This window comes from Massilia timonae CCUG 45783 (genome assembly GCF_000315425.1).
GTDB classification, from domain to species: Bacteria; Pseudomonadota; Gammaproteobacteria; order Burkholderiales; family Burkholderiaceae_D; genus Telluria; species Telluria timonae.
This window is the reverse complement of sequence record NZ_JH992922.1, coordinates 1,357,698-1,381,291: the sequence shown is the minus strand read 5'-3', so window position 1 is coordinate 1,381,291 and position 23,594 is coordinate 1,357,698. Positions and strand designations below refer to the sequence as shown.

The following is a 23,594-nucleotide window of genomic DNA, read 5'->3' as shown; positions in this document are numbered from 1 at the left end:
GAGGCAATCAGTGAAGACAGTAAGTAAGGACAATGCCCGCAGCCGGCCCCGCCCTTCCGGGCGGGCCGGCCGCGACCGGGGTGTGGCGATCAGGCGCCGGCGAATTCCGCCACCGCCGCGCGCATCAGGCGGTCGGCTTCGACGATCTGTTCGTCCGTCACCACCAGCGCCGGCGCCAGGCGCACGACGTCGGGACCTGCGATCAGCAGCATCAGGCCCAGCTTCTCGCACAGCTTGGTGTAGTCCTTCGAGCGGCCCTTGAAGCCTTCGGCCATCGGCAGGCCGATGAGCAGGCCCATGCCGCGCGGCTGGCCGAACACGTTCGGATAATCCGCCGCCAGCTGCTGCAGATTGGCCATGACCTTGGCGCTGGCTTCCTTGACGCGGCCCAGGAAGGCCGGCTGGTTGATCAGCTCCAGGACCTTGAGGCCGACGCTCGACGCCAGCGGGTTGCCGCCGTAGGTGGTGCCGTGGGTGCCGACCGCCAGGTACTGGCCGATCTCGGTGGTGGTCAGCATGGCGCCGATCGGATAGCCGTTGCCCAGCGCCTTGGCCGAGGTCAGCACGTCCGGCACCACGCCCATCTGTTCATAGGCGAACAGCGAGCCGGTGCGGCCCATGCCCGACTGCACTTCGTCGAACACCAGCAGCGCGCCGGTCTTGTCGCAGAACTCGCGCAGCGCCTTCAGGTAGTCCGGGTTGCCCGGGATGACGCCGCCTTCGCCCTGGATCGGCTCGACGATCACGGCCGCGACGTCGTCGGTGATGGCGGCGCGCGCCGCCTCGATGTCGTTGTACGGGATGTGGGAGAGGTCTTGCGGCAGCGGCTCGAAGCCTTCGGTGTACTTCGGCTGGCCGCCGACCGAGACGGTAAACAGGGTGCGGCCGTGGAACGACGACAGGCAGGACACGATGCGCGACTTGTGCGGGCCGAACTTGCCGTGCGCGTACTTGCGCGCCAGTTTCAGGGCCGCTTCATTGGCTTCGGCGCCCGAGTTGCAGAAGAAGGCGCGTTCGGCGAAGGTGGCGTCGATCAGGGCCGAGGCCAGGCGCAGCACCGGCTCGTTGGTGTAGCCATTGCCGATATGCCACAGGGTGTTGAGCTGCCTGGTCAGCGCTTCGTTCACTTCCGGATTGGCGTGGCCCAGGGCGGTGACGGCGATGCCCGAGGTGAAGTCGAGGTAATGCTTGCCTTCCTGGTCCCACAGGTCCAGGCCCGACGCGCGCACCGGCACCATCGCGGCCGGGGCGTAGGTGGGGACCAGGACCTCGTCGAAGGTCTGCCGGGTGACAGGCAGCGTGGCGATACCCGAATCAAGCTTTGCGTTCATGGCTTCTTTTCCTCATCCAATGGGTGTGGGTGGTGCGGGGTGAGTTCACCGCATGATCGGGCCATTATAGAAACGCTTCCTGACAACTTCTTTTAGAAGTGCGACAGGCATTTTCATTTTTGACGCTGCTTGACTATTGAGCAAGTTTCCGCTGGCGTTCTTCCCTTGGTGTATTACCAAACAGCGCGCCGAATGCCGTCGAGAAATGCGATCCGGAAGAAAAGCCGCACATCAGCCCGACCTGCACGATCGAGTGATTGGTGTCGAGCAGCAACTGACGCGCGCGGCGCAGGCGCAGTTCGAGGTAGTAGCGCGACGGCAGGCTGCCCAGGTATTGCTTGAACAGGCGCTCCAGCTGGCGCCGCGAAATGCCGGCCAGCTGGGCGATCTCGTCGGTCGAGAGCGGCTCTTCGATGTTCGCTTCCATCAGCGCCACCGCCTCGGACAGCTTCGGCTGCAGGGCGCCGAAGCGGGCCTGCAGCGCCACCCGCTGGCGTTCGTCCGGGCCGCGCACCCGGTCGATGCACAGGGTTTCCTTTACTTGCGCCTGGGCCGTGGCGCCGAACAGCAGCTCGACCAGGGTCAGTGCGAAGTCGATGCTGGCCGCGCCGCCGCAGCAGGTGAGGCGGTTGGCGTCGAATTCGTACAGGTGGGGCGTGAGCAGGGCCTGCTCGGCCTGGGCGTTCACGTCCGGATACAGGGCCCAGGGCAAGGCGGTGCGGGCGCCATGCAGGACGCCGGCGTCGGCCAGCCACAGCACGCCGGCGCCGACGCCACCCCAGTATGGCGCGGCGCGGCAGCGCTCGATCAGCGCGCGCAGGTTGGCCGGGCGCAGGGCCGCCTCGGACTCGTCGGCCACCAGCAGCACCAGGTGCCAGTGGCGCCCGGCATCGCCCATGAATTTATCGGGACCGCGCACGTCGACGTGCAGGCGCTCCGGCCCCAGCACCTTGGCCGCCAGCCGCAGCGGCTGGTACAGCCCGGACCAGGTCAGCGCATCGGGCTCGCCGGCGTTCACCAGCAGGATGCGCAGCGGCCGCTCCTGCGCCAGCAGGGACAGGTCAGGCTGCATCGCGGCGGGTGACGGATGCCATTGGGGAAGTGAATTCGCGGCGGGCGTGATGAAAGAACATGGTCGTCTATCATACCGGAGATCAACCAGCGCGTTTCGAGCCGGCCATGCCTCCTGCAGAATCTTGCGTAGCGGGCAACGGAAGGCGCGGCGGACGGCTATAATCCCGGCCCATGGGGGAACGATATCTAAAAAGCGTCCGGCTGCTGGCCGAGTGCATGCAAGGCTTCGAGCGGGTCTCGGGCGACGCGGTGCGCCAGAACGGGTTGACGCATGCGCAGTTCGATATCATCGCCACGCTGGGCAATACGACCGGCATGAGCTACAAGGAACTGGGCGAACGCACCCTGATCACCAAGGGCACCCTGACCGGCGTCATCGAACGCCTGGAGCAAAAAGGCCTGGTGCTGCGCGAGCGCAGCTGCGACGACAAGCGATCGTTCTTCGTGCGCCTGACGCCTGCCGGCGACCAGGTGTTCTGCGATGTGTTCCCGAAAGTGATTGCACGTGGAAAAGAATTGTTCACCGCCTACAGCGATGCCGACTTCGCTGCGCTCGAAGACGCGCTCGGCCTGCTGCGCGCGCGCATCCGCGGCAACGACGATGGCGACAGCCCCACTCCCTCCCCATTCCACCTGAAGGAAACGCCTTGAAAACCTCTCTCATCGACGGCAAGAAGCCAGCCCATTTCGACAAGCACATCATCGGCAACATCCTGCTCGACGTCGCCCCACTGGACGAAGTGCGCGAGGAACCGATGCTGATCGGCGTGCGCAACGAAGCCGGCGAGATCTATCGCCTCATCGGCGCAACCAAACTCAACAGCTACATGAACGCGGTCGAGGAACTGCTCGACCTCGGCCTGGTCGACGAACTGGAAAACCTCGAAGAACAGAAGGAAGGCTGCGACGCCATTTTCGGCGAAGAGTAAGCACCTGGATGCCACGGCTCCATTGAAATCGATACCGTAGGGCAATATTTTTGCAAGCAAGGTGTTGTGTTAGGGGTATAATTTTTTCATGGACCAAGTCTCCGCACTCGACAGCATCGCCGCCGAAGCCAGCCGCGGCGAACTTGCTTTCCCCACCAGCGTCAACGCCACGCTGACCCTGCAGCGGGCGCTGGGCGAACCCGACTGCCATATCGACGCCGCCGCCCGCCTGGTGCAGGCCGAGCCGCTGCTGGCGGCGCGCACGGTCGCGATCGCCAACTCGGTGGCCTATAACCGCAGCGGCAACGACGTCACCAATGTGCGCGCGGCGGTCCAGCGCGTGGGCTTTCGCACCCTGGGCGCCCTGGCGGCCTCGGTGATCGTGCGCCAGCTGGCCAGCGAGATCCGCGATCCCGGCCTGCGCCACAAGGCCGACCAATTGTGGGCCCACTCGGCCCACGTGGCGGCCCTCAGCCAGGTGATCGCGCGCCGCGTGTCCTTCGTCGATCCCGAAACGGCGCTGTTCGCCGGCATCGTGCACGAGGTCGGCGGCTTTTATCTGCTGTCGCGCGCCGAAGCCCTGCCCGGCCTGCTGGACGACAACCTCGATGCCTGGCTCGACCATGGCGAAGCGGCCATCGGCCGCGGCGTGCTGCACAAGCTGGGCGTCCCGGCGCCGGTCATGAGCGCGATCGAAGCGCTGTGGGACGGCATGCGCGCGCTGCCGCCGGAAACCCTGGGCGACACCCTGTTGCTGGCCAACGACCTGTCGCCGCTGCCGTCTCCGCTGTTCGCGCCGCCTGGCGCCACCACCCATGCCGCGGCCGCGACCATCGACTTCGTGTTCGGCGAAGGCACGCTCAAGGGCGTGCTGGAAGAGTCGGGCGAGGAAGTGAAGAGCCTGACGTCGGCGCTGCTGTAAGCGAGCAAAAAAACGCCCGCTCGGTGAGGAGCGGGCCAAGTCCAAAACTAGGGATGTCCTGAAAGAGACAGGTCCATCTTATGCTTGCGGCGTAGCGCACTCCGTACGTTCACGCACACTATCGAACAAGCGCCGCATTCCGTTTGCCTTGCACCAGACGCCCGTCCAGGCGTGCATGTTCCATCCCTGCTTTCTGCTAAGGTCGTCCAGCCAGGACGCGACCGCAGAGCGCGTCCGGCGCAATCACGCTCTGGAGGACATCCCATGCAAATCAGCCTGAACGACCAGGTGGCGCTCGTGACCGGTGGCGACTCCGGCATCGGCCGCGCCATCTGCATCGCCTACGCCGCGGCCGGCGCCAAGGTGGTGGTCAACTACAACAGCAGCCAGGACAAGGCCGACGAAGTCGTACGCCAGATCAAGGAAGCCGGCGGCCAGGCGCTGGCGGTGCAGTGCAATGTGTCCAGCGAGGACGACGTCGAGCGCCTGTTCGCGCAGACCGACCAGGCCTTCGGCGGCCTCGACATCCTGGTCGCCAACGCCGGCATGCAGAAGGATGCGCGCATCGCCGACATGTCGCTGGACGAATGGAAAGCCGTGCTTGACGTCAACCTGACCGGCCAGTTCCTGTGCGCCCGCGCCGCGGTGAAACGCTTTCGCCGGCAGGGCAACCGCGGCCGCATGCGCGCCAACGGCGTCATCCTGTGCATGAGCTCGGTCCACGAGACGATTCCCTGGGCCGGCCACGTCAACTATGCCGCGTCCAAGGGCGGCATCGGCATGTTCATGCGCTCGCTGGCCCAGGAAGTGGCGCAGGAACGCATCCGCGTCAACGGCATCGCGCCCGGCGCCATCCGCACCCCGATCAACGAAGACGCCACCGAAGGCGAGGCGGGCAAGAAGCTGCTCGAGCTGATACCGTATGGACGCATCGGCGAGGTCGACGACGTGGCCAGCCTGGCGTTGTTCATGGCCTCCGACCTGGCCGACTACATGACCGGCGCCACGGTCTATGTGGATGGCGGCATGGCGCTCTATCCAGGGTTCGAAGACAATGGCTGAACCCAACGCAACGCGCCCGCCACGTCCGATCGGCGAGCATGGCGCCATCGGCAATATGGCCACGATCGCGCTGGTGGCGCTCGATGGCACGGTCGACTTCCTGTGCTGGCCCGACTTCGACAGCCCCAGCATCTTCGCCGCCCTGCTCGACCCCGAACAGGGCGGTCACTTCACCATCGCGCCCGAGATGGATGACATGCGCGTGGTGCAGACCTATGTGCCCGACACCAATGTGCTGCTGACCCAGTGGCTGGGCGAGACGTGCAACGTCGAACTCATCGATTTCATGGTCGGTCCCGGGGAGCTCGGCCATGGCGCGGCGCGCCTGGTGCGCCGGGTGCGGGTCAGCAGCGGCGAAGCCCGCATCCGGGTCGATTGCCAGCCGCGCTTCGACTACGCGCGCCAGCGGCCCGAAGTCACGGTGGGGCAAGACCACGTGCTGTTCGCGGCCAGCGGCGCGCCGCGCCTGCGCCTGTCGGCGCCGGTCGAATTCACCGCGACCGACGGCGGCGCCGGCGCCTCCATCGTGCTGCGCGACGGCGACGTCATGGATTTCGTGCTCGACGAAGATGGCGACTCGGCGCTCGATGCCGGCGCGCGCGACGCCCTGCTGGCCGAGGTCGTGCGGCGCTGGCAGGACTGGACCCGGCGCTCCACCTATAAAGGCCGCTGGCGCGAGGCGGTCAACCGCTCGGCGCTGGTGCTCAAGCTGATGACCTCGTGCCGCCACGGCTCGATGGTCGCGGCCGCGACCTTCGGCCTGCCCGAGGTGCTGGGCGGTTCGCGCAACTGGGACTACCGCGCCACCTGGATCCGCGACGCCTCGTTCACCGTGTACGCGCTGATGCGGCTCGGCTACGTCGACGAAGCCAAGGCGTTCACGCGCTGGTCGGCCGAGCGGCCGAAGCACGATTCGACCGACGCCCACCTGCGCATCATGTATGCGCTGGACGGCAGCCCGATGGGAGAAGAAATCGAGCTCGACCACCTGGCGGGGTACGCCGGCTCCAAGCCGGTACGCATCGGCAATGCCGCCGCATCCCAGCTGCAGCTCGACATCTTCGGCGCCCTGCTCGATTCGATCTATCTCAGCAATAAATATGGCGAAGCGATTTCGCATGCCGACTGGGTAGGCGTCTGCGAAGTCGTCAACTTCGTCTGCGAGAACTGGCAGCGTCCGGACGCCGGCATCTGGGAAGGGCGCGAGCCGCCGCGCGAGCACCTGCATTCCCAACTCATGTGCTGGGTGGCGGTCGACCGCGCGGTGCGCCTGGCCAGCAAGCGCTCGCTGCGGGCGCCGTTCGAACGCTGGATCGCGGCACGCAACGAGATCTCGCGCTACATCTGGGACACCTTCTGGAACGAGGAGCTCGGCCACTTCGTGCGCAGCAAGGGTTCGCGCGACCTCGACGGCGCGCTCCTGATGATGCCGCTGGTGCGCTTCGTCGGCTCGACCGATCCGCAGTGGCTGGCCACCCTGGACGCGATCGGGGCCCAGCTCGGCGACGATGCGCTGGTGCTGCGCTACGACCGCGACGACGGCCTCGAGGGCCAGGAAGGCGCGTTCGCGGCCTGCTCCTTCTGGTACGTCGAATGCCTGGCGCGCGCCGGCCGCATCGACCAGGCCCGCAACAATATGGAAAAGCTGCTCGCCTACGGCAACCACGTGCACCTGTATGCGGAGGAATTCACCAATCAGGCCGAGCTACTCGGCAACTTCCCGCAAGCTTTTACTCACCTGGCCCTGATCAGCGCCGCGACCTATCTCGATGCGGCGCTCGACGGCAAGATCGAGCATCCCTGGCAGTTATAGATACTGCGGACAAAAAAAACCCGCGCCGTTGCCGGTGCGGGTAAAGTCCAAAACTAGGGATGTCCTGAAAGAGACGAGTCCATCTTATGCGAGCGGCGCCCCACCCTCGGTGCGCCATTTCACATTTAACATGTCTTTTTTACATTTCGGTTTCCAGGGCTGGAAACGCCGGGCAAAAAAAACCCGCCTCGTTGCGGAAGCGGGTGAAGTCCAAAACTAGGGATGTCCTGAAAGAGACAGGTTCACTATAGGGGTGCGCGATAGCCTACTCCGTGCGCTGCCACACACAACACTGTCAAATTCGCCGCGCAACGGATCCGCATCAAACAAAATGCCGCCGCAGCAGGGCCGGGGCGGCATTTTTCATGCGGAGCGGGTAGTTCAGACCACCGCGCCGTCGGTCTCGTCCTTTTCCTTGATCGGCTTGATCAGGTCTTCGCGCTTGACGCCCAGCCACATGGCCACCGCCGCCGCCACGAACACCGACGAATAGATGCCGAAGCAGATGCCGATGGCCAGTGCGATCGCGAAGTAATGCAGCGCATAGCCGCCGAAGAACAGCATCGACAGCACCATCATCAGGGTCGAGCCGTGGGTGATGATGGTGCGCGAGATGGTGCTGGTGATCGCGTGGTCGATCACTTCCGAGGTCGACATCTTGCGCTGCTTGCGGAACATCTCGCGGATCCGGTCGAAGATGACGACCGATTCGTTGACCGAGTAGCCCAGCACCGCCAGGGTGGCCGCCAGCACCGTCAGCGAGAATTCCCACTGGAAGAAGGCGAAGAAGCCCAGGATGATGACCACGTCGTGCAGGTTGGCGACCACGGCGGCGACGGCGAATTTCCATTCGAAGCGGATTGCCAGGTAGATCATGATGCCGACGACGACCATGATCAGCGCATTCAGGCCGTTCTGCGCGAGTTCTTCGCCGACCGACGGACCGACGAATTCCACGCGCTGCAGGCTGATCAGCTCTTCACCGGACGCGCTGGCGCAGCTGGTGTGGTTGACGACTTCGCCCTTGTCGGTCGTGATCTGGCTCTGCTTCGGCGCACCGCCGTCGGCGGCGCAGATGGCGTTGAAGACGCGCGCCGAGGTGCCGGCCGCTTCCGTGCCTTCCATGATCGGCAGGCGCAGCATGATGTCCTGGGCGGTGCCGAAGCTGGCCACCTCGGGGTGCGAATAGCCCATGCCGCGCAGCGTGTCGCGGATCTTTTCCTGGTTGGCCGCATGCGGATAGCGCAGCTCCATCACCGTGCCGCCGGTGAATTCCACCGAGAAGTTCAGCCCTTTGCTGAACAGGAAGAACACCGCGGCGACAAAGGTCAGCACCGAGATCGCATTGAGGATCAGGGCGTGGCGCATGAACGGGATGTCCCGTTTGATCTTGAAAAATTCCATGTCAGTCTCGAGTCCTTACTTCTTGGTGGGCGACATGCCCGGCTGCCAGACCGTGCCGATTGAAATCTTGGTCAGCTTCTTCTTGCGGCCGTACCACAGGTTGGCGAAACCGCGGGCCACGACGACCGCCGAGAACATCGAGGTCAGGATGCCCAGGCAGTGCACCACGGCGAAGCCGCGCACCGGACCGGAACCGAAGATCAGGAGCGCCAGGCCGACGATCAGGGTGGTCACGTTGGAGTCGACGATGGTGTCCCAGGCGTGCTTGGAACCGGCCGCGATCGCCGCCTGCGGCGGGGCGCCGGCGCGCAACTCTTCGCGGATGCGCTCGTTGACCAGCACGTTGGAGTCGATCGCGACGCCCAGCGCCAGCGCGATGGCGGCGATGCCCGGCAGGGTAAGCGTAATACCCAGGATCGACAGCAGGGCCAGCAGGAACAGCACGTTGGCCGCCAGCGCCAGCGCCGAGAACACGCCGAACAGGTGGTAGTAGACGATCATGAAGACCGCGATCGCCACGAAGCCCCAGATGGTCGAGTGCAGGCCGCGTTCGATGTTCTCGGCGCCCAGCTGCGGGCCGATCACGCGTTCCTCGACGAATTCCATCGGCGCCGACAACGCGCCGGAGCGCAGCAGCAGGGCCAGTTCGTTGGCGTCCTGCGAGGTGCCCATATTGGTGATCTGGAAGGTCGAGCCCAGCTCGCTCTGGATGGTCGGTGCCGACAGGACGTTGTAGACGCCCTTCTCTTTCAGCAGGATCGCCATGCGCTTGCCGACGTTGTCGCGGGTGGCCTGGCGGATGCGGCGGCCGCCGTCGCCGTTCAGGTCGATCGAGACGGCCGGCTGCTGGTTCTGGTCGAAGCTGGCGGTGGCGCTCGAGATGTATTCGCCGGTCAGGATGATGTCGCGCGACAGCACGACCGGGGCGCCGCGGCCCTCGGTGAACAGTTCGGAATTGAGCGGGATCGCCGCCGACAGCTCGGTGCCCGGGGTCACGGTCTGGTCGACCATGCGCAGCTCGAGGGTGGCGGTGCGGCCGATGATGTCCTTGGCGCGCGCCACGTCCTGCACGCCCGGCAGCTGCACGACGATGCGGTCGGCGCCCTGCTGCTGGATGATCGGTTCGGTGGTGCCCAGCTCATTGATACGCTTGGACAGGGTCACGATGTTCTGCTTGACGCCGTCTTCGACGCTGCGCTTGATCGCGTCCGGCTTGAGGCTGACGACCAGCTTCTGGTCGGCGCCGTCGGCGGCGTCGGCGAAGTTCAGCTCGTTCGAGCGCGAAGTCAGCACATTGCGTGCGGCGGAACGGGTCGCGGCGTCGCGGAAGCGCACTTCGATGGTGTCGCCCACGCGTTCGATGCCGGCGTGGCGCACGTTCTCGTCGCGCAGGTTGCTGCGCACGCTGGCCTGCAGCGCCTTGACCTTGTTGTCGACCACCGCACGGGTATCGACCTGCAGCAGGAAGTGCACGCCGCCACGCAAGTCGAGGCCGAGGCTCATCGGGCCGGCGCCGATCTTTTCCATCCAGGCCGGGGTATTGGTGACCAGGTTGACGGTGACGATGTAATCGGGGTTGGCCGGGTCGCGGTTCAGTTCGCGTTCCAGGGCCAGCTTGGCCTTGAATTGTTCTTCGGTGCCGGCGAAGCGCACACGCACCGACGTCGTGTGACCGGTGCCTTCGAGGGAGAGACCGGTATGGGCAATGCCGGCACGCTTGAGCGCATCCTCGACCAGGGTGGTGGAGGCGCTGGTGATGTTCAGGGTCGAACGGCCCGATGTCACCTGCAACGCCGGCGTTTCGCCGAAGTAGTTAGGCGCCGTGTACAACGCGCCGAGCAGCAGCGCGATGACGATCATTAGGTATTTCCAGACGGGATAGCGATTCATAGTGTTCCGGCGTTCAGGTTGGGCAGTGCGGCCCGCGGGCCGCACGGAGCTTGCTCTTACAGGGCTTTCAGGGTGCCCTTCGGCAGCAGGGTGGTCACTGCGTTCTTCTGCACGGTGATTTCGGTGCCGGTCGCGATTTCCAGGGTCACGTAGGCGTCGGTCACTTTCGAGACGCGGCCCACGATGCCGCCGGCGGTGACGACTTCGTCGCCCTTGGTCAGTGCATCCATCATCGCTTTCAGCTCGCGCTGGCGTTTCTGCTGAGGACGGATCATCAGGAAGTACATGACCACGAACATCAGGATCAGCGGCAGGAAGGTCGTCAGGCTGCCCATGATGCCTGGGTCAGCGGCGGCGGTTTGCGCGTAAGCGTTGGAAATGAACACAAGAACTCCGATGGTGAAGTTAAAAAATAAGCGGTGTATTCTAGCATCGGCCAGTCGCCGAAAACCAAATCTGGAGGTAGGTGATCTTGCTTTTCGGTATTGCAAGAGCTTGCTAGAAATTAAATTCTGGCGCCGCCGTCAATACGGCAGCGCCCGGCTCAGCGAGTGAGCAAGTGCTTACACGCCGCGTGCACGGCCCGCATTGAACTCGATGCGGAACTCGTTGAAGCGGTCGGCATCGATGGCGTCGCGCATTTCCTGCATCAGCTTCAGGTAGTAATGCAGGTTGTGGATGGTGTTCAGGCGCGCGCCCAGGATTTCGTTCGAGCGGTGCAAATGGTGCAGGTAGGCGCGCGAGAAATTCTTGCAGCAATAGCAATCGCAGCTCTCGTCCAGCGGCGCCTGGTCTTCCTTGTAGCGCGCGTTCTTGATCTTGATGTCGCCGAAGCGGGTGAACAGCCAGCCATTGCGCGCGTTCCGGGTCGGCATCACGCAGTCGAACATGTCGACGCCGTTCGCCACGCCGTCGACCAGGTCTTCCGGGGTGCCGACGCCCATCAGGTAGTGCGGCTTGTTCTCGGGCAGGCGCGGGCCGACGTGGGCCAGGATGCGCTTCATGTCTTCCTTCGGCTCGCCCACCGACAGGCCGCCGATCGCCAGGCCCGGGAAATTAATATCCTCGAGGCCGGCCAGCGACTCGTCGCGCAGGTGCTCGTACATGCCGCCCTGGACGATGCCGAACAGTGCGTTCGGGTTGCCGCCGCCGGTGAATTCGTTCATCGAGCGCTGGGCCCAGCGCAGCGACATGCGCATCGACTTGGCCGCCTCTTCCGCGGTGGCCGGACGGCCGTCGATTTCATAAGGCGTGCATTCGTCGAACTGCATCACGATGTCCGAGTTCAGCGCGCGCTGGATCTGCATCGAGATCTCGGGCGACAGGAACTGGCGCGAGCCGTCGATCGGCGAGGCGAACTTGACGCCCTCTTCCGTGATCTTGCGCATGGCGCCGAGCGAAAACACCTGGAAGCCGCCCGAGTCGGTCAGGATCGGCTTGTCCCAGCCCATGAACTGGTGCAGGCCGCCGAACTTGTTCATCACGTCGACGCCGGGACGCAGCCACAGGTGGAAGGTGTTACCGAGAATGATCTGCGAGCCGACTTCTTTCAGTTCGACCGGCGACATCGCCTTGACCGAACCATAGGTGCCGACCGGCATGAAGATCGGGGTTTCGATGGTGCCGTGGTTCAGCTTCAGGCGGCCGCGGCGGGCGTGCGACAGGCCGCTGGTGTCTTTCTTGAGCAGGGTGAATTCGAGCATCGTATTCTTTTCAGCGAGATTCGGTGGTAAGCAGCATGGCGTCGCCATAGCTGAAGAAGCGGTATTCGTTGGCGATCGCATGCGCATAGGCCTTGCGGATCGGTTCAAAGCCGGCGAAGGCCGACACCAGCATCAGCAGGGTCGACTTGGGCAGGTGGAAGTTGGTGACCAGGCGTGTGACGGTCTTGAAGGTGTAGCCGGGCGTGATGAACAGCGCGGTATCGGCGCTGCCGGCGACCAGCTCGCCGCTTTGCGAGGCCGATTCCAGCGCGCGCAGGCTGGTGGTGCCGACGGCGACCACGTCGCGGCCCGCCGCTTTCGCGGCGCGCACCGCGTCCACCGTCTCTTGCGCAATGGTGTACCACTCGGTGTGCATCTTGTGCTCGCTCAAATCCTCGACCCGCACCGGCTGGAAGGTGCCGGCGCCGACGTGCAGGGTGACGTAGGCGAACTTGACGCCTTTTTGCGCCAACTTGTCGAGCAGCGGCTGGTCGAAGTGCAGGCCGGCCGTCGGGGCGGCGACCGCGCCCGGTTCCTTCGAGTACACGGTCTGGTAGCGCTGCTCGTCGAATTCGTCGGCGCTGTGCTCGATATACGGCGGCAGCGGCAGGCGGCCGTGGGCTTCGATCAGCTCGAACACGTCGCCCTCGAAGTGGAGCGTAAAGAATTCGCCGGCGCGTGCGCCGGTGGTGACGTCGAAGGCATCGGCCAGGCGGATGCGGTTGCCCGGCTTGGGCGACTTCGAGGCGCGCACCTGGGCCAGCACGGTGCGGTCGTCGAGCACGCGCTCGACCAGCACCTCGACCTGGCCGCCGGTTTCCTTGACGCCGAAGAAGCGCGCCTTGAGCACGCGGGTATTGTTCATCACCAAGAGGTCGCCCGGCTGGAGCTGGTCGACGATGTCGGAGAAATGGCGATCAAGGATCTGATCACCGTCGAGCTGCAAAAGGCGTGAGGCGCTGCGGTCCGGCAGCGGCAGCTGCGCGATGCGCTCGGGGGGCAGCTCGAAGTCGAAATCGGAAAGCGAGTACATTATTCTCAATTCTGGGAAAATAAGCGCTGCCAGCTTTACAATACAGGCTCCAGCGCTGATGGCGAACCTTCTATTTTACGCCAGCGAGCGCCATTTTGCCGCGATATGCCCGCCTCCAAGACCACAAATCCACCCAAGACCCTCGAAAGCAAGCTCGCCCGCCTCGGACTGCGCAGCGACATGGACCTGGTATTGCACCTGCCGATGCGCTACGAGGACGAGACCCAGATCGTGTCCATCCGCGAAGCCTGCCTGCGCGGCGGCCACGTGTCGCAGGTCGAAGGCGTGGTGACCAAGAACGAAATCTCGTTCAAGCCGCGGCGCCAGCTGCTGGTGACCATCGCCGACGAATCGGGCGATTTGCTGCTGCGCTTCATGAATTTCTATGGCAGCCAGGTCAAGCAGATGGCCGAAGGCGTGCGCATCCGGGCGCGCGGCGAACTGAAACACGGCTTCTTCGGGGCCGAGATGGTGCACCCCGCTTATAAAGTGGTCAACGAAGGCGCGCCGCTGCCGAATTCGCTCACGCCCGTCTACCCGGCCGGCGAAGGCCTGTCGCAAACGGTGCTGCGGCGCGCGATCGCCGATGCGATGAAGCGGATCGACTGGAGCGATACCGTCCCTGCCGGCATCCGCGCCAAGATGGGACTGATCGACTTCGAACCGGCCGTGAAGCTGCTGCACTATCCGCCGGCCGACGTTGACGAACACGCGCTGGGAGAGAAATCGCACCCGGCCTGGGAACGCATGAAGTTCGACGAGCTGCTGGCGCAGCAGCTGTCGCTGAAACGGGCGCAGCGCGCGCGGCGCGAAAAAGGCGCGCCGCATCTGCGTGCAGTGGGCAAGTTGTCCGAAGCCTTCCTGGCGGCGCTGCCGTTCAAGCTCACCGGCGCCCAGCAGCGCGTGGTCGAAGAGATCCGCACGGACCTAGCAGAAGGCTATCCGATGCAGCGCCTGCTGCAGGGCGACGTCGGCAGCGGCAAGACCGTGGTCTCGGCGCTGGCCGCCGCGCAGGCGATCGACAGCGGCTACCAGGCGGCGCTGATGGCGCCGACCGAGATCCTGGCCGAGCAGCATTTCAGGAAGATCGCGGCCTGGATGGAGCCGCTCGGCGTGAAAGTCGCCTGGCTCACCGGCAGCCTCAAGAAAAAAGAGAAGGCCGCGTCCAACGAGTTGATCGAGTCGGGCGAGGCGAACCTGGTGATCGGCACCCATGCGCTGATCCAGGACACGGTGCAGTTCGCGAAACTGGGCCTGGTGATCGTCGACGAACAGCACCGCTTCGGCGTCGGCCAGCGCCTCACCCTGCGCAACAAGGGCAGCGACGGCCTGGTGCCGCACCAATTGATGATGTCGGCCACCCCGATCCCGCGCACGCTGGCGATGACGTATTACGCCGACCTCGAGGTGTCGGTGATCGACGAGCTGCCGCCGGGCCGCAGCCCGATCGTCACGCGCGCGATCGACCAGATGCGGCGCGACGAAGTGATCGAACGCGTCTACGCAGCGGCGCTCGAAGGCCGGCAAGTGTACTGGGTCTGTCCGCTGATCGAGGAATCCGAAGCCCTGCAATTGCAGACCGCGACCGAGACCTACGAGACCCTGGCCGAATCGCTGCCCGAGCTGCAGGTGGGGCTGGTGCATGGCCGCATGAAGCCGCTCGAAAAGCAGGAAGTGATGGATGCGTTCACGGCCGGCCAGGTGCACGTGCTGGTGGCGACCACCGTGATCGAGGTCGGCGTCGACGTGCCGAATGCGTCCCTGATGGTGATCGAGCATGCCGAGCGCTTCGGCCTGTCGCAGCTGCACCAGCTGCGTGGGCGCGTGGGTCGCGGCTCGGCGGCCTCGGTGTGCCTGCTGCTGTATCAATCGCCGCTGGGCCAGGTGGCCAAGCAGCGCCTGATGACGATGCGCGAGACCACCGACGGCTTCGAGATCGCGCGGCGCGACCTGGAGATCCGCGGCCCGGGCGAATTCCTGGGCGCGCGCCAGTCGGGCCAGGCGATGCTGCGCTTTGCCGACCTGGAGCTCGATGGCTGGCTGGTCGACCGGGCGCGCGACGTGGCGCAGTATCTGCTCGACGGCGAAAAGCCCGAGAAGATCGCGGTGGTCGATGCGCACCTGGCGCGCTGGCTGGGTGGGCGCGAGGAATTCCTGAAGGTCTGATCGAAAGAAGACGATGAAGCCGGAACAACCATTGAGTATCGATGAACTGCGCGCCCTGGCCTCGGCCTCGGCGCCAGCGCCGGACAGTTGCGCATGCGAGATCGCGAGCTACCCTGGGTGGACGCGCACGCCGGTATCGTTCCCGCAAGCGCAGATGCGCCCGGCCGGCACGCTGGCCGGCGATCCCTACTTTGATCCGACCTTCGCCGAATACCATCCGCACGGGACCAATTACTGGTCGCCGGACGCGCCGATCGCCCTCCACTATTTCCCATACAACCGCTGCGCGGTCCAGCAATGCCGCGTGTGCCTGCGCTACTGCCTCAGCTATGTGGAAGCGGGCGGCTACTATGTCGAGCCGCGCATCCGCGCGCTCGACGTGCGGCATATCGTGGATGCGCCGGTCCCGGATTGAGCGTTCCGCGCCGGGGCTATACCGCGTGCAGGATGGCTGGCTGCGGGGCACCGTCCGACGCCAGGCCCACACGGCAGTGGCCTCCTTCGGTCTGGTGCATCCGCAACAGATCGTACGCCTCGAGCATCGTGCGCAGGTTCTTGTACCCATAGGCCGCGTGGGAAAAGCCGGGGTGAGCCGCCCTCAGATGGTTGCCCAGCGCGCCGAGATCGACCCGGCCATCGGGCGATGACAGCGCCAGCGAGCGTACCGCCTCGACCACGAACCTCGGCCTGCGCTTGACGGCCGCCACAGCCGCTGCAGGTGCCGGCGCGGCCTCCGGCGGCGCCGGCCGGGCCGATTCATGGAACCTGTCGCAGGCGTGGCGCAAGGCCGCCGGTGTTTTCGCCTCACCGAAGACATGCACGCTGGCGCCGCGCTCCTGCAGCTTGCGGCACAGGCCGACGAAATCGGAATCGCTGGTGACGATGACGAAACGGTCGGCGCGCCGGTCCAGCAGCATCTCCAGCGCATCCAGCGCCAGCGCGATGTCCGCCGTATTCTTGCCGGCCACATATTGGAATTGCATGCAGGGGGCGAACCCATGGCGCACCAGCACGTCCTGCCATTTGCTCGCCAGGGCCGTGTGGTTACCGTAACCCCGCCGCAAGGCCACCCGTCCGAGGGTCGATGCAAGCTGCATCGCCTCGCCGATCACGGTCGGCTGCGCATTCTCGCAGTCCACGAGGACGGCGACATTCTGGTCCGGGGTCATATGAGTTCCTTTTGGGCAATTGCGTTTCACTCTAGCAGGATCTCGGCTGGATAAACACGCCCTGCCTCACGATCCGCTAACGCTGTTGCGAGGAACGCACTGTGGGAATCGGTGAGACATCCAGGCTGCGAGGTCGGCTATCTTTGTTGTCTTCCCGACCAACACTGAACCCGGAACCTGCAATGCCACTCATCGGACTTGGACTGCACTTCCTCATCGCCCTCTTCTTCGCGATCCACGCCGTGCGCAACGGTCGCCAGCTGTACTGGCTGCTGATCCTGTTCTCGTTCCCGCTGCTCGGCAGCCTCGCTTACTTCGTCGTGGAATACCTCCCGGCCTCGCGCCTCGAGCGCCGTGGCCGCATCGCCGGGCGGGCGCTCCAGAAGAGTCTCGATGCTGGCCGCGACGTGCGCGAGGCACGGAGCGCGTTCGACCTGACGCCGACCGCCCACAACCAGATGCGCCTGGCCGCCGCGCTGCTGGAAGCCGGCGAATCGGAGGAAGCGGTGCGCCATTACAAAGCCTGCCTGAACGGACCTTTCGCGGGCGATCCCGAGGTCATCCTGGGCGCCGCGCGCGCCAATGCGGCGCACGGGCAGCCGGCGGCGGCGATTGCGCTGCTGGCGCCGCTGCAGTCGAAGCGTCCGGATTTTCGCGCCGGCGAAGTCGGGCTGGCGCTGGGCCGCGCCTATGCCGCTGATGGTCGGCAGGACGAGGCAGGCGCCGAATTCGAGGCCGTGGTCGAACGCTTCGGCAGCATCGAGGCGCGCGTCGAACTGGCGCTATGGGCGCTTGCCAACGGCAAGGAGGCGGTGGCGCAGCGCGAGCTGAAGGAGGTCAAGCATGCGCGCACGCACATGGAAAAGCATACGCGGGAACTGCACCGGGAGCTGTTCAAACGGCTGGATGCCGCCACCGCGCCAAAGTAGGATCCCGACCCGCTAGCCGGCAAAGGTCAGCCGGTTCCCGAACGGATCCTTGACGCTCAACTCGCGCGTTTCCCACGGCGTATCTTCGATCGCGGGCCGCGCATAACCATATTGTTTGGCAGCCAGCTCGGCATGCAGGTCATCGATGTCGTCGACCTCGATGCGCAGCGCCGCGCCGGGGCAGCAATCGCCGTGATGCTCGCTCAGGTGCAACACGCAGTCGCCGCGCGACACCTGCAGGTAGAGCGGCATGCCGGGGCCGAAGCGGTGGTCCCAGTCGACCGTGAAGCCGAGGTAGTCGACATAGAACTCGCGCGCCCTGGCTTCATCAAAAATGCGCAGGATCGGCGTGACGCTCCCGAGCTTCATGACGCCCGCCTCAAGCGCGGTCGGCCGCGTAGCGCAGGCCGATCTGGCGCCGGATCTCGTCCATCACGCCCATCAGCGCCAGCGTCTCGTCCTGCGTCATCGACGGGCTTTCCAGCAGCCCCTGCCGCCAGCAGCGCTGGGCTTCGATCGCCTCGTGCACATAGCCGTTGCCGAGATACGGGGTCTCGATCGTGCGCTCGCTGCCGTCTTCGAGCTTGACGGTGACCGAGGTCGCGCGGTGGAACATGGTGTTCATCCGCACCTGGCCGCGCTCGCCCGACACGGTCAGCTCGGCCGGCGAGCGCGCCAGGAAGGAGCAGCTGCACACCGACATGGCGCCGCCTTCATGCTTGAGCGTGAAGCCGGTCTGCACGTCGACGCCGGTCGGTCCCATCTGGGCTTGCGCGCGCACTTCGAGCACGGGACCCAGGAGGCCGGCCGCGACCGACAGCGGATAGATGCCCAGGTCGAGCAGCGCGCCGCCGCCGAGATCGGGATTGAAGACGCGGTGCTCGGGACCGAAGGCGGCGGCGAAGCCGAAGTCGGCGACGACCTGGCGCGGAGTGCCGATCTCGCCCGAGGCCAGGATGCGCTTCACTTCCAGGTAGGCCGGCAGGTAGCGCGTCCACATCGCCTCCATCAGGAACAGGCGCTTCGAGCGCGCCAGGGTCACCACCTGCTCGGCCTCGCGCAGGTTCATCGTGAACGGCTTCTCGCACAGCACGCCCTTGCCGGCGCGCAGCGCCATCAAGGCGTTGCCGGCATGTTCCGGATGCGGCGTGCCGATGTAGATCAGGTCGATGCCCTCGGCCTGGGCCAGCAGCTCGCACGAGCCGTAGCTGGCCAGCGCGCCGAACTCCTCGGCGAAGGCCGCGGCCTTGTCCGGGCTGCGCGAGCCCACGGCGGCCAGCACGGCGCCCGGCACGTCCTTCAGTGCATTGGCAAAGGCACGCGAAATCTTGCCCGTGCCGAGAATTCCCCAGCGTACCGTTTCAGCCATCGGCTTCTCCCAATTCAAGCCGTCCGCTTTGGACGGAACACAGTCGTATCCAGATAAAAGTCAGGGTCTTGTCCGGGCCACCAGTCTGGAATGCCCAGCACCTGCAGGGGCGTGAAGCCGCCCGGCGCCAGGGCCTCGCCCGCCAGGCTGGCCGCCACCTCGCGGTCGAGCCAGGCGCGGCGCGCATCCGCCGCCAGCGCAAAGTAGTCGTCGCCGGCGACCACCACCCGCGTGTGCGCGGTGATCGCCTTGCGCGGCGCCACCAGCTTTTCCATCAGCGCGTGGCCGAACAGCCAGACCTCGGCGTCCCTGCCGAACAAGTCACGCTTATCGTACAGGGCCTCCAGCCAGCGGTGCGCACGCAAGTCCTCGACCAGCGCGCGCCCGGCGTCATTGTCGCGCACCACCAGCAAGGCCGCGTTCTCGTCGAAGATGGTGGCGGCGTCGCGCGCCGGCCCGCGCGACTTGCCGACGCCGGCCTGCGCGATCTGCGCCGCCTGCAACGCGTTCAGCGCGCGCTTGATACCCGGGAAGGTCTGCCATACCAGCGCATTGAAGAAATCGTGCAGGTTGTCGCGGGTCGGCACCTGGCCGGTGGCGCCGATGAATTCTTCATACGCCATCCCTTCCGGCAGCGCGGCTTGCGGCACGAAGCACAAGGGCATGCCGGCGCCATTACGCAGGTCGAGTTCGCGCGCCGCCACGTTGAAGGCGTCGATGAAGCCGTCAAGCGGCGGCGCAGCTCGCTCGAATGCCGGGCGCACCGTGTCGTACCACGGCTGCGCCCAGTCGATCGGTGGCAGCACGGTAGTGCTTATACCATCTTCCAGTTGATGCTCTCGCCCGCGTTCAGCGGCACCAGCTGGTGTTCGCCCATCGGCACCGACTCAGGCAGGGTCCAGCTTTCGCGCTTGAGCGTGATCGTGCCCTCGTTGCGCGGCAGGTTGTAGAAGGCCGGGCCGTTGAAGCTGGCGAAGGCTTCCAGCTTGTCGAGCGCGCCGGCCTGGGCGAAGGCTTCGGTGTACATCTCCATCGCGTGCAGCGCGGTGTAGCAGCCGGCGCAGCCGCAGGCGGCGTACTTGGTGTGCACCGCGTGCGGGGCCGAGTCGGTGCCCAGGAAGAAGCGCTCGTCGCCGCTGGTGGCGGCGGTCACCAGCGCCAGGCGGTGTTCTTCGCGCTTGAGCACCGGCAGGCAGTAGAAGTGCGGGCGGATGCCGCCGCGGAAGATCTCGTTGCGGTTGTACAGCAGGTGGTGGGCGGTGATGGTGGCCGCGATCGGGCCCTCGGCCTCGGCCACGTACTGGGCCGCATCCTTGGTGGTGATGTGCTCGAACACCACGCCCAGGGCCGGCATGTCGCGGCGCAGCGGGCGCATCACGCGCTCGATGAATACGGCTTCGCGGTCGAACAGGTCGATCTCGTTGTCGGTGACTTCGCCATGCACCAGCAGCGGCATGCCGACTTCCTGCATCACTTCCAGCGTCTTGTAGCACTTTTTCAGGTCGGTGACGCCGGCGTCCGAGTTGGTGGTGGCGCCAGCCGGATACAGTTTGACCGCGTGGATGAAACCGGTGTCCTGGGCGCGGCGGATCTCATCCGGATCGGTGTTATCAGTGAGGTACAGCGTCATCAAGGGCTCGAAGCGCATGTCCTCCGGCAGCGCGGCCAGGATGCGGGCGCGGTACTCGAGGGCGGCGGCGGCCGTGGTCACGGGCGGCCTCAGGTTCGGCATCACGATCGCGCGGCCGAACTGGCGGGCGGTGTGCGGCAATACGCTGGCCATCGCCGCGCCGTCGCGCAGGTGCAGGTGCCAGTCGTCTGGACGGGTGATGGTGATGGTGTCTGGGGTCTCGATGGTGGACATGGCGGCTCTCGGAAACGAATGGCGTATGAAAGGCGTATTTTACCTGCGCTGCGCCACGCCGCGCAGGGTGCGTTCGGCGGGCCGGAAAAGCATGTCGGATTACCGTAACGACAACGGTGTAAGCGTGCTTGACAGCACTAACAGTGCCTAGGATACTGCGGAACTTGCCATAATCTTCAGTATCAACCGGCCTTCGGTCCTCGAAAACCGGTCATTGCCCGAACAACCTGCCAGCGACAGCGCAATCCGCCGCCGCCGGCCCTGCACAGGTCCACACGACAGGAAGCTTTATGAATAATCGAAATCGCCTGACTACCTTCATCATGATCGCCCTGGTGGTCGGCATCGTCGTCGGCTACCTGGTCAACGCCAATACCGATGTGGCAGGCGCTACGAGCTTCTCCGACACGATGTCGCTGATTACCACGATGTTCCTCCGCCTGATCAAGATGATCATCGCGCCGCTGGTGTTCGCGACCCTGGTGGTCGGCATCGCCAGGATGGGCGACGCCAAGGAAGTCGGCCGCATCGGCGTCAAGGCGCTGGGCTGGTTCGTGATCGCCTCGATCATTTCGCTGTCGCTGGGCCTGGTCCTGGTGAACATCTTCCGTCCGGGCGACGCGCTGCACGCTGCAGGCATGATGCCGCCGGTCGACGCGACCTCGGGCATCACCAGCGGCAGCCTGACGATGAAGGACTTCATCACCCACCTGATCCCGACCTCGATCGTCGACGGCATGGCCAAGAACGAGATCCTGCAGATCGTGGTGTTCTCGGTGTTCTTCGGCACCGCCGCCGCCGCCGTCGGCGCGCGCGCCACGCCGATGATCGACGCCATCGACGGCGTCGCCCACGTGATGCTCAAGCTGACCGGCTATGTGATGAACTTCGCCCCGATCGCGGTGTTCGCGGCAGTGGCCGGCATCATCGCCAAGAGCGGCCTGGGCGTGCTGTCGACCTATGGCATCTTCATGGCCCAGTTCTACTTCGGCATCGCGCTGCTGTGGATCGTCCTGATCGGCATCGGCATGGCCGTGATCGGCCCGCGCATCCTGCGCCTGATCTCCGAGCTGCGCGGCCCGACCGTGCTGGCCTTCTCGACCGCCTCGTCCGAAGCCGCCTTCCCGCGCACCCTGGAAAGCCTGGAGCGTTTCGGCGTCAAGAACCGCCTGGCCTCGTTCGTGCTGCCGATCGGCTACTCGTTCAACCTGGACGGCTCGATGATGTACTGCACCTTCGCCGCCGTCTTCATCGCCCAGGCTTACGGCATCGAGCTGTCGCTGGGCACCCAGATCACCATGATGCTGGTGCTGATGCTGACCTCGAAGGGCATGGCCGGCGTGCCGCGCGCCTCGCTGGTCGTGATCGCGGCCACCCTGAACCAGTTCGACATCCCGGAAGCGGGCCTCTTGCTGCTGCTGGCGATCGACCACTTCCTGGACATGGCGCGCTCGGCCACCAACGTGATCGGCAACGGCATCGCCACCGCCGTCGTCGCCAAGTGGGAGGGCGACCTGGGAGAACCGAACAAGGAACCGGCCGTCTCACCGCTGCGATAAGCGTGGCGAACGGCTGCTTGTAGCACCAGGGCCTTCCAGCGATGGAGGGCCTTTTTTTATGCGTCAATAATGAAAAGAGGGAGCGAGAGATGAAACAGATGGTTGCCGCCGGCATGCTGCTGGCCCTGAACAGCGCGCACGCCGCCACCCAGACGGTCGACTGCGGCCGGCTGCTGGACGTCCAGAAAGGCGCCTGGCGCGAGCGCGTCAGCATCGTGATCGAGAACGGCAGCATCGTGTCGGTGGGGCCGATGACCCAGCAGGCCGGCAACATCGACCTGTCGCGCCACAGCTGCCTGCCGGGCCTGATCGACATGCACGTGCACCTGACCAGCGAAACCCAGCCCGCGGTCGACGCCTATCGCGACCGCCTGGCCGCCAATCCGGCCGACATGGCCTATCGTTCGGTGAAGTACGCCGAGCGCACCCTGATGGCCGGCTTCACCACGGTGCGCGACCTGGGCGCCGCCGACAACCTGAACATCTCGCTCAAGCGCGCCATCGCCGCCGGCGAAGTGCCGGGTCCGCGCATGTTCACCGCCGGGAAATCGCTGGCCACCACCGGCGGCCACGCCGACCCGACCAACAACCTGTCGCACTTCCTGTCCGAAAAGATCGGCACGCCCGGCCCGGTCGAAGGTGTATTGAACAGCCCCGAGGAAGCGCGCCAGGCGGTGCGCACCCGCTACAAGGACGGCGCCGACCTGATCAAGGTGACCGCCACCGGCGGCGTGCTGAGCCAGGCCGCCAGCGGCCACAACTCGCAGTACACCGAGGACGAGCTGCGCGCCGTGGTGAGCACCGCGAAGGACTACGGTTTCCGCGTCGCGGCCCACGCCCACGGCGCCGAAGGCATGAAGCGCGCGCTGCGCGTCGGCGTCGACTCGATCGAGCACGGCACCCTGATGGACGACGAGGTCATTGCCCTGTTCAAGAAGGGCGGCGGCTGGTACGTGCCGACCATCTCGGCCGGCCGCTACGTGGCCGACAAGGCCAAGGATCCGAATTATTATTCGGCCCTGGTGCGCCCGAAGGCGGCCGCGATCGGCCCGCAGCTGCAAGCCACCTTCGGCCGTGCCTACAAGGCCGGCGTGAAGATCGCCTTCGGCACCGATGCCGGCGTGTTCCCGCACGGCGAAAACGCCAGGGAGTTCGGCTACATGGTCGAAGCGGGCATGACGCCGATCGACGCGATCCGCTCGGCCACCGTGAACGCGGCCACCCTGCTCGACCAGCCGAAGCGCCTGGGCGCGGTCGACGCGGGCTTCGCGGCCGACATCATCGCGGTCGAGGGCGACCCCTTGCAGGACGTGAAAGTGCTCGAGCAGGTCAAGTTTGTAATGAAAGATGGCGTGGTCTACAAGAAGCCCTGAGCCG

22 protein-coding genes are annotated in these 23,594 nt (G+C 65.5%); 10 read left to right on the top strand and 12 right to left on the bottom strand.

Going from position 1 to position 23,594, the window contains the following annotated elements; genetic code table 11:
* Positions 1–89: 89 nt before the first annotated feature.
* Together HMPREF9710_RS05805 and HMPREF9710_RS05800 are read right to left on the bottom strand one after the other, a co-directional pair.
* Entirely contained in the window at positions 90–1,331 is a 1,242-nt protein-coding gene (locus tag HMPREF9710_RS05805) for an acetylornithine/succinyldiaminopimelate transaminase (RefSeq protein WP_005664719.1), read from the bottom strand.
* A gap of 133 nt (positions 1,332–1,464) precedes the next feature.
* Entirely contained in the window at positions 1,465–2,403 is a 939-nt protein-coding gene (locus HMPREF9710_RS05800) for a GlxA family transcriptional regulator (RefSeq protein WP_005664717.1), read from the bottom strand.
* Positions 2,404–2,621: 218 nt separating this feature from the next.
* On the opposite strand from HMPREF9710_RS05800, the gene HMPREF9710_RS05795 reads away from it, so the two are divergent.
* From HMPREF9710_RS05795 to HMPREF9710_RS05775, 5 genes are all read left to right on the top strand, one after another.
* Entirely contained in the window at positions 2,622–3,056 is a 435-nt protein-coding gene (locus HMPREF9710_RS05795) for a MarR family winged helix-turn-helix transcriptional regulator (protein ID WP_229409737.1), read from the top strand.
* Positions 3,053–3,334, top strand: coding sequence for a hypothetical protein (locus tag HMPREF9710_RS05790; RefSeq protein ID WP_005664713.1), 282 nt, complete (start codon positions 3,053–3,055; stop codon positions 3,332–3,334). The genes HMPREF9710_RS05795 and HMPREF9710_RS05790 overlap by 4 nt, the downstream gene beginning before the upstream one ends.
* Positions 3,335–3,422: 88 nt before the next feature.
* Positions 3,423–4,256: an HDOD domain-containing protein gene (locus tag HMPREF9710_RS05785; protein WP_005664712.1), complete on the top strand. Its 834-nt coding sequence runs from the start codon at positions 3,423–3,425 to the stop codon at positions 4,254–4,256.
* A 264-nt stretch (positions 4,257–4,520) separates the two neighbouring features.
* Positions 4,521–5,318: a glucose 1-dehydrogenase gene (locus HMPREF9710_RS05780; RefSeq protein WP_005664711.1), complete on the top strand. Its 798-nt coding sequence runs from the start codon at positions 4,521–4,523 to the stop codon at positions 5,316–5,318.
* Positions 5,311–7,131 (top strand): glycoside hydrolase family 15 protein, encoded by a 1,821-nt coding sequence (locus HMPREF9710_RS05775; protein ID WP_005664709.1) that lies wholly within the window; start codon positions 5,311–5,313, stop codon positions 7,129–7,131. Before HMPREF9710_RS05780 ends, HMPREF9710_RS05775 begins: the two co-directional genes overlap by 8 nt.
* A gap of 381 nt (positions 7,132–7,512) precedes the next feature.
* On the opposite strand, the gene secF is transcribed toward HMPREF9710_RS05775, so the two are convergent.
* From secF to queA, 5 genes are all read right to left on the bottom strand, one after another.
* Positions 7,513–8,535, bottom strand: a complete 1,023-nt coding sequence (gene secF, locus HMPREF9710_RS05770) for a protein translocase subunit SecF (RefSeq protein WP_005664708.1) — start codon at positions 8,533–8,535, stop codon at positions 7,513–7,515.
* 15 nt (positions 8,536–8,550) lie between these two features.
* Positions 8,551–10,425, bottom strand: a complete 1,875-nt coding sequence (gene secD, locus HMPREF9710_RS05765; protein ID WP_005664706.1) for a protein translocase subunit SecD — start codon at positions 10,423–10,425, stop codon at positions 8,551–8,553.
* 56 nt (positions 10,426–10,481) lie between these two features.
* On the bottom strand, positions 10,482–10,811 hold the full coding sequence (gene yajC / locus HMPREF9710_RS05760; RefSeq protein ID WP_005664704.1) for a preprotein translocase subunit YajC: 330 nt from the start codon (positions 10,809–10,811) through the stop codon (positions 10,482–10,484).
* A 177-nt stretch (positions 10,812–10,988) separates the two neighbouring features.
* A complete protein-coding gene (tgt, locus tag HMPREF9710_RS05755) occupies positions 10,989–12,128 on the bottom strand; it encodes a tRNA guanosine(34) transglycosylase Tgt (protein WP_005664703.1) in 1,140 nt (379 codons plus the stop codon).
* A 10-nt stretch (positions 12,129–12,138) separates the two neighbouring features.
* Positions 12,139–13,161 (bottom strand): tRNA preQ1(34) S-adenosylmethionine ribosyltransferase-isomerase QueA, encoded by a 1,023-nt coding sequence (gene queA / locus HMPREF9710_RS05750; RefSeq protein WP_005664702.1) that lies wholly within the window; start codon positions 13,159–13,161, stop codon positions 12,139–12,141.
* Positions 13,162–13,266: 105 nt separating this feature from the next.
* Between queA and recG the strand changes: the two genes are divergently transcribed.
* Positions 13,267–15,327 (top strand): ATP-dependent DNA helicase RecG, encoded by a 2,061-nt coding sequence (gene recG / locus HMPREF9710_RS05745; protein ID WP_005664700.1) that lies wholly within the window; start codon positions 13,267–13,269, stop codon positions 15,325–15,327.
* Positions 15,328–15,358: 31 nt separating this feature from the next.
* Positions 15,359–15,742 carry a hypothetical protein gene (locus tag HMPREF9710_RS05740; RefSeq protein ID WP_157225435.1) on the top strand — a complete coding sequence of 128 codons (384 nt, stop codon included), beginning with the start codon at positions 15,359–15,361 and terminating at the stop codon, positions 15,740–15,742.
* Positions 15,743–15,758: 16 nt separating this feature from the next.
* Here the strand turns inward: HMPREF9710_RS05740 and HMPREF9710_RS05735 are convergent, their stop codons facing one another.
* Positions 15,759–16,496, bottom strand: coding sequence for an NYN domain-containing protein (locus HMPREF9710_RS05735; protein WP_005664697.1), 738 nt, complete (start codon positions 16,494–16,496; stop codon positions 15,759–15,761).
* Between the two features lie 182 nt (positions 16,497–16,678).
* On the opposite strand from HMPREF9710_RS05735, the gene HMPREF9710_RS05730 reads away from it, so the two are divergent.
* The gene (locus HMPREF9710_RS05730; protein ID WP_005664695.1) at positions 16,679–17,425 is read left to right on the top strand and encodes a tetratricopeptide repeat protein; all 747 of its coding nucleotides are present in this window, start codon (positions 16,679–16,681) and stop codon (positions 17,423–17,425) included.
* Between the two features lie 12 nt (positions 17,426–17,437).
* On the opposite strand, the gene HMPREF9710_RS05725 is transcribed toward HMPREF9710_RS05730, so the two are convergent.
* The 4 genes from HMPREF9710_RS05725 to pyrC are packed head-to-tail and all read right to left on the bottom strand — an operon-like array spanning position 17,438 to position 20,658.
* Positions 17,438–17,794 (bottom strand): glyoxalase superfamily protein, encoded by a 357-nt coding sequence (locus HMPREF9710_RS05725; RefSeq protein WP_005664693.1) that lies wholly within the window; start codon positions 17,792–17,794, stop codon positions 17,438–17,440.
* 10 nt (positions 17,795–17,804) lie between these two features.
* The gene (locus HMPREF9710_RS05720) at positions 17,805–18,794 is read right to left on the bottom strand and encodes a Gfo/Idh/MocA family protein (RefSeq protein WP_005664691.1); all 990 of its coding nucleotides are present in this window, start codon (positions 18,792–18,794) and stop codon (positions 17,805–17,807) included.
* 14 nt (positions 18,795–18,808) lie between these two features.
* The gene (locus HMPREF9710_RS05715; RefSeq protein WP_005664690.1) at positions 18,809–19,600 is read right to left on the bottom strand and encodes a DUF3025 domain-containing protein; all 792 of its coding nucleotides are present in this window, start codon (positions 19,598–19,600) and stop codon (positions 18,809–18,811) included.
* An 8-nt stretch (positions 19,601–19,608) separates the two neighbouring features.
* A complete protein-coding gene (gene pyrC / locus HMPREF9710_RS05710; RefSeq protein ID WP_005664688.1) occupies positions 19,609–20,658 on the bottom strand; it encodes a dihydroorotase in 1,050 nt (349 codons plus the stop codon).
* Positions 20,659–20,948: 290 nt separating this feature from the next.
* On the opposite strand from pyrC, the gene HMPREF9710_RS05705 reads away from it, so the two are divergent.
* Both HMPREF9710_RS05705 and HMPREF9710_RS05700 read left to right on the top strand, forming a co-directional pair.
* The gene (locus HMPREF9710_RS05705; protein WP_005664686.1) at positions 20,949–22,217 is read left to right on the top strand and encodes a dicarboxylate/amino acid:cation symporter; all 1,269 of its coding nucleotides are present in this window, start codon (positions 20,949–20,951) and stop codon (positions 22,215–22,217) included.
* Between the two features lie 89 nt (positions 22,218–22,306).
* Positions 22,307–23,590 carry a metal-dependent hydrolase family protein gene (locus tag HMPREF9710_RS05700; RefSeq protein WP_005664685.1) on the top strand — a complete coding sequence of 428 codons (1,284 nt, stop codon included), beginning with the start codon at positions 22,307–22,309 and terminating at the stop codon, positions 23,588–23,590.
* The last annotated feature ends 4 nt before the right edge of the window (positions 23,591–23,594 follow it).

Excerpts from the sequence above, each read along its gene's own strand:
- HMPREF9710_RS05805 (WP_005664719.1), bottom strand. The coding sequence starts at position 1,331 with ATGAACGCAAAGCTTGATTCGGGTATCGCCACGCTGCCTGTCACCCGG.
- HMPREF9710_RS05800 (WP_005664717.1), bottom strand. The coding sequence starts at position 2,403 with ATGCAGCCTGACCTGTCCCTGCTGGCGCAGGAGCGGCCGCTGCGCATC.
- HMPREF9710_RS05795 (WP_229409737.1), top strand. The coding sequence starts at position 2,622 with ATGCAAGGCTTCGAGCGGGTCTCGGGCGACGCGGTGCGCCAGAACGGG.
- HMPREF9710_RS05785 (WP_005664712.1), top strand. The coding sequence starts at position 3,423 with ATGGACCAAGTCTCCGCACTCGACAGCATCGCCGCCGAAGCCAGCCGC.
- HMPREF9710_RS05780 (WP_005664711.1), top strand. The coding sequence starts at position 4,521 with ATGCAAATCAGCCTGAACGACCAGGTGGCGCTCGTGACCGGTGGCGAC.
- HMPREF9710_RS05775 (WP_005664709.1), top strand. The coding sequence starts at position 5,311 with ATGGCTGAACCCAACGCAACGCGCCCGCCACGTCCGATCGGCGAGCAT.
- secF (WP_005664708.1), bottom strand. The coding sequence starts at position 8,535 with ATGGAATTTTTCAAGATCAAACGGGACATCCCGTTCATGCGCCACGCC.
- secD (WP_005664706.1), bottom strand. The coding sequence starts at position 10,425 with ATGAATCGCTATCCCGTCTGGAAATACCTAATGATCGTCATCGCGCTG.
- tgt (WP_005664703.1), bottom strand. The coding sequence starts at position 12,128 with ATGCTCGAATTCACCCTGCTCAAGAAAGACACCAGCGGCCTGTCGCAC.
- queA (WP_005664702.1), bottom strand. The coding sequence starts at position 13,161 with ATGTACTCGCTTTCCGATTTCGACTTCGAGCTGCCCCCCGAGCGCATC.
- recG (WP_005664700.1), top strand. The coding sequence starts at position 13,267 with ATGCCCGCCTCCAAGACCACAAATCCACCCAAGACCCTCGAAAGCAAG.
- HMPREF9710_RS05735 (WP_005664697.1), bottom strand. The coding sequence starts at position 16,496 with ATGACCCCGGACCAGAATGTCGCCGTCCTCGTGGACTGCGAGAATGCG.
- HMPREF9710_RS05730 (WP_005664695.1), top strand. The coding sequence starts at position 16,679 with ATGCCACTCATCGGACTTGGACTGCACTTCCTCATCGCCCTCTTCTTC.
- HMPREF9710_RS05725 (WP_005664693.1), bottom strand. The coding sequence starts at position 17,794 with ATGAAGCTCGGGAGCGTCACGCCGATCCTGCGCATTTTTGATGAAGCC.
- HMPREF9710_RS05720 (WP_005664691.1), bottom strand. The coding sequence starts at position 18,794 with ATGGCTGAAACGGTACGCTGGGGAATTCTCGGCACGGGCAAGATTTCG.
- pyrC (WP_005664688.1), bottom strand. The coding sequence starts at position 20,658 with ATGTCCACCATCGAGACCCCAGACACCATCACCATCACCCGTCCAGAC.
- HMPREF9710_RS05705 (WP_005664686.1), top strand. The coding sequence starts at position 20,949 with ATGAATAATCGAAATCGCCTGACTACCTTCATCATGATCGCCCTGGTG.
- HMPREF9710_RS05700 (WP_005664685.1), top strand. The coding sequence starts at position 22,307 with ATGAAACAGATGGTTGCCGCCGGCATGCTGCTGGCCCTGAACAGCGCG.